This is a genomic window from Synechococcus sp. R55.7 (genome assembly GCF_047461955.1).
Lineage (GTDB): Bacteria > Cyanobacteriota > Cyanobacteriia > Thermostichales > Thermostichaceae > Thermostichus.
On record NZ_JANSIC010000265.1, the window covers coordinates 1 to 3,098 of the forward strand.

Sequence of the window (3,098 nt, forward strand, 5' to 3'; positions counted from 1 at the left end):
GCCCTGGAGGCGGCAGGGTTCACGGTGGAGCGCAAGCTCAACCTGGGCGGAACACCGGTAGCCCATGCGGGCTTGTTGAGCGGCGAGATCGATCTCTACCCCGAGTACACCGGCACTGGCCTGCTGACAGTGCTCAAGTTGCCCAGCAGCGGCGACCCGGCAGAGGTGTACGCGACGGTGGCCCGCGAGTACGAGAGCCAGTTCCAACTGATTTGGCTGGATCCCGCCCCCCTGAACAACACTCAGGCCCTGGCCATGACCCGAACTAGAGCGGCTGAGCTGGGCATCGCCACCATCTCGGACATGGTGGCCAAAGCGGGCGAGCTGGTGATGATCGGGCCGCCGGAGTTTCAAGCCCGCGAAGATGGACTACCCGGGATCCAAGCAGCTTACGGCAATTTTCGGCTCAAAGCCTACAAAGCGGTGGATCCCGGCCTGCGCTACCAGGGCTTGGTCAATGGGGAAGCGGATGTGGCGGTGGCCTTTGGCACCGATGGAGAAATTGCCGCCTTTGACCTGGTGCTGCTGGAGGATGACAAGCAGCTTTTCCCCCCCTACCAGGTGGCGCCGGTGGTGCGCAAGGACACCCTAGAGGCCAACCCCGGCATTGCCGCTGCCTTAAATGCCCTTTCCCCCCTGCTGACGGACGAGGTGATGCAGCGGTTGAACTACGAGGTGAGCGGCAACCGCAAGGAGCCGGCGGAGGTGGCCAGAACTTTCTTGGTGGAAGCCGGCATTCTCAAGAAATAACCTTGCCTGTTGCATGAGACCCTGAGGTGAGCACCGTCGAGTTCGAGCGGGTATCGCTGCGCTTTCCCCACAGTTCCCAGCCGGCTGTGGACGAGTGCAGTTTTTCCGTGGAGTCGGGCCAGTTGGTGGTCATTTTGGGGCCTTCTGGCTGCGGCAAAACCACCCTTCTGAAAATGGTGAATCGCTTGCTGGATCCCACCCAGGGGCAGATTCGCTTGGACGGGCGGGATATCCGCCAGTTTCCCATCACGGCTCTGCGGCAGCGGATCGGCTATGTTATCCAGCAATCGGGGCTGTTTCCCCACATGACGGTGGCCCAGAATGTGGCGGTAGTGCCGCGACTTTTGGGGTGGCCGAAGGAGCGCATCCGCGAGCGGGTGGACGAGCTGCTCAGCTTGGTTAATTTGCCCCCCCACGAGTACCGCCACCGCTACCCTGCCCAACTGTCGGGTGGACAACAACAGCGGGTGGGGCTGGCGCGGGCGCTGGCCGGGGATCCAGGGCTGCTGCTGATGGACGAGCCCTTTGGGGCCATCGACGCCATTACCCGCAGCAAGCTGCAAGAGGAGATCCTGCGCCTGCAACGGCAATTGAAAAAAACCATCCTGTTCGTCTCCCACGATGTGGAAGAGGCGCTGCGCCTGGCGGATCGCATTTTGGTGATGCAGAAGGGGCGGGTGGTGCAGTTCGACACTCCCTTTCGGCTGCTCACCCAGCCGGCTACTCCCTTTGTCAGGGAACTGCTGGGGGCAGATGACATGGTACGGCAGTTGAGTGTGCTGCGGGTGGAAACGGCGATGGCCGGGATCCCGCACAACCACAAAATCCAAGAGGGAGCGATGGTGAGGCCCCAGGCCACTTTGCGGCAAGCCTTGTCCCTGCTGTTGCGCACAGGGGCGGCAGCCCTGACGGTGTGGGAGGACGGGCGGGCCATCGGCGTTTTGACCTTGGATCACATTCGCAGCTTGGCCATGCTGGAGGGGGGATCCGCGTGAGCTATCTCCTCAACCACCCCGGCCTGATATGGCAGCTCACCCAAGAGCATCTGGCGATGGTGGGGATGACCTTGGGCATGGCGGTGGTGTTGGCGGTGCCGCTGGCTCTGCTGGTTCACCACGTGCGCTGGTTGGCCCTGCCGGTCATGGGGATCCTCAGCATCCTGTACACAGTGCCCAGCCTGGCTTTGATCATTTTGTTGGTGCCCTGGCTTGGCCTCAATGCCCGCTCGGTGGTGGTGGCGATGGTGATCTACACGCAGGTGATCTTGGTGCGCCATTTTTGCGTGGGCCTGCGCTCGGTCGAGCCTGCCATCCTGGAAGCTGCCAAGGGCATGGGGATGAACCTCTGGCAACGGTGGTGGCAGGTGCAGGTGCCGCTCATGCTGCCCATTGTTTTGGCAGGGCTGCGGCTGGCGGCAATTGTGGCCATTGCCATTGCCACCGTGGGCGCCAAGTTTGGGGCAGGGGGACTGGGAACCCTGCTGTTCGATGGCATTGCCCAGGCCGGTCGCTACGACAAGATCTGGGCCGGATCCCTGGCGGTGGGATCCCTGGCCTTGCTGGTGAACACAGCCTTGCTCAGCCTGGAATGGGCGGCCCGTCGTGGCTGAGGGGGTAGACTTAAGGACTCCGTCCCGCTGGCGCGATCGGGCAGGTTTATCCTCTAGTTGTGTGGGGCGAAACTGGGTGTAGCATGGGTGAGCAACCAGGGACTCCGTCCCGCTGGCGTGAGCGGGTGAGAGATTGGTCATCCCGCGCCGATTGGGAGCTGATGGAAGCGCTCAAGGCGGGGCAACCTGCTGCTCTGGCTGCGCTCTACGATCGCTATGCCGGCTTGGTCTATGGGCTGGCCTTCAAGATCCTGGGCCACGTGGCCGAGGCAGAAGACCTGACTCAGGAGGTGTTTGTCGAGCTGTGGCGCAAGGTTGGCTGTGATCCAAGGACTCCGTCCGAGTCGCGCGAGCGGCGGGGATCCCTGAGCAGTTTTTTGTGCATCCTGACCCGCTCGCGGGCCATTGACCGTCTGCGTTCTCAGGGCAGCCACCAACTTCTTTTGAAACGCTGGCAGACCATTCTCAGCGCCGATCGCGTCAGCGGGACGGAGTCCTTTAGCAAGACTCGGTTCCCTTTTGAGCAGGTTTCCATCGAGGAGCGGCGGCAAGCGGTGCAAGCGGCCCTCAGCCAATTGCCCGAAAACCAACGGCAGATCCTGGAGTTGCTCTATTACCAAGGGTTGAGCCAGGCGGACATTGCTCGCCAATTGGGGATCCCGTTGGGGACGGTTAAGACCCGCTCTCGCCAAGCTCTCTGCAAATTGCGGGGATCCCTGCGCGCCCTTCTGGGTTTCTG

4 protein-coding genes are annotated in these 3,098 nt (G+C 62.4%); all 4 read left to right on the forward strand.

What is annotated here, in order from left to right:
• The coding region (locus NW820_RS11425) for a glycine betaine ABC transporter substrate-binding protein (protein WP_414407540.1) at nucleotides 1–750 on the forward strand (750 nt) is incomplete at its 5' end.
• Between the two features lie 26 nt (nucleotides 751–776).
• Nucleotides 777–1,745: an ABC transporter ATP-binding protein gene (locus tag NW820_RS11430; RefSeq protein ID WP_414351320.1), complete on the forward strand. Its 969-nt coding sequence runs from the start codon at nucleotides 777–779 to the stop codon at nucleotides 1,743–1,745.
• Nucleotides 1,742–2,359 carry an ABC transporter permease gene (locus NW820_RS11435; protein ID WP_414407541.1) on the forward strand — a complete coding sequence of 206 codons (618 nt, stop codon included), beginning with the start codon at nucleotides 1,742–1,744 and terminating at the stop codon, nucleotides 2,357–2,359. The genes NW820_RS11430 and NW820_RS11435 overlap by 4 nt, the downstream gene beginning before the upstream one ends.
• An 83-nt stretch (nucleotides 2,360–2,442) precedes the next feature.
• On the forward strand, nucleotides 2,443–3,098 hold a 656-nt coding region (locus NW820_RS11440; RefSeq protein WP_414407542.1), incomplete at its 3' end, for a sigma-70 family RNA polymerase sigma factor.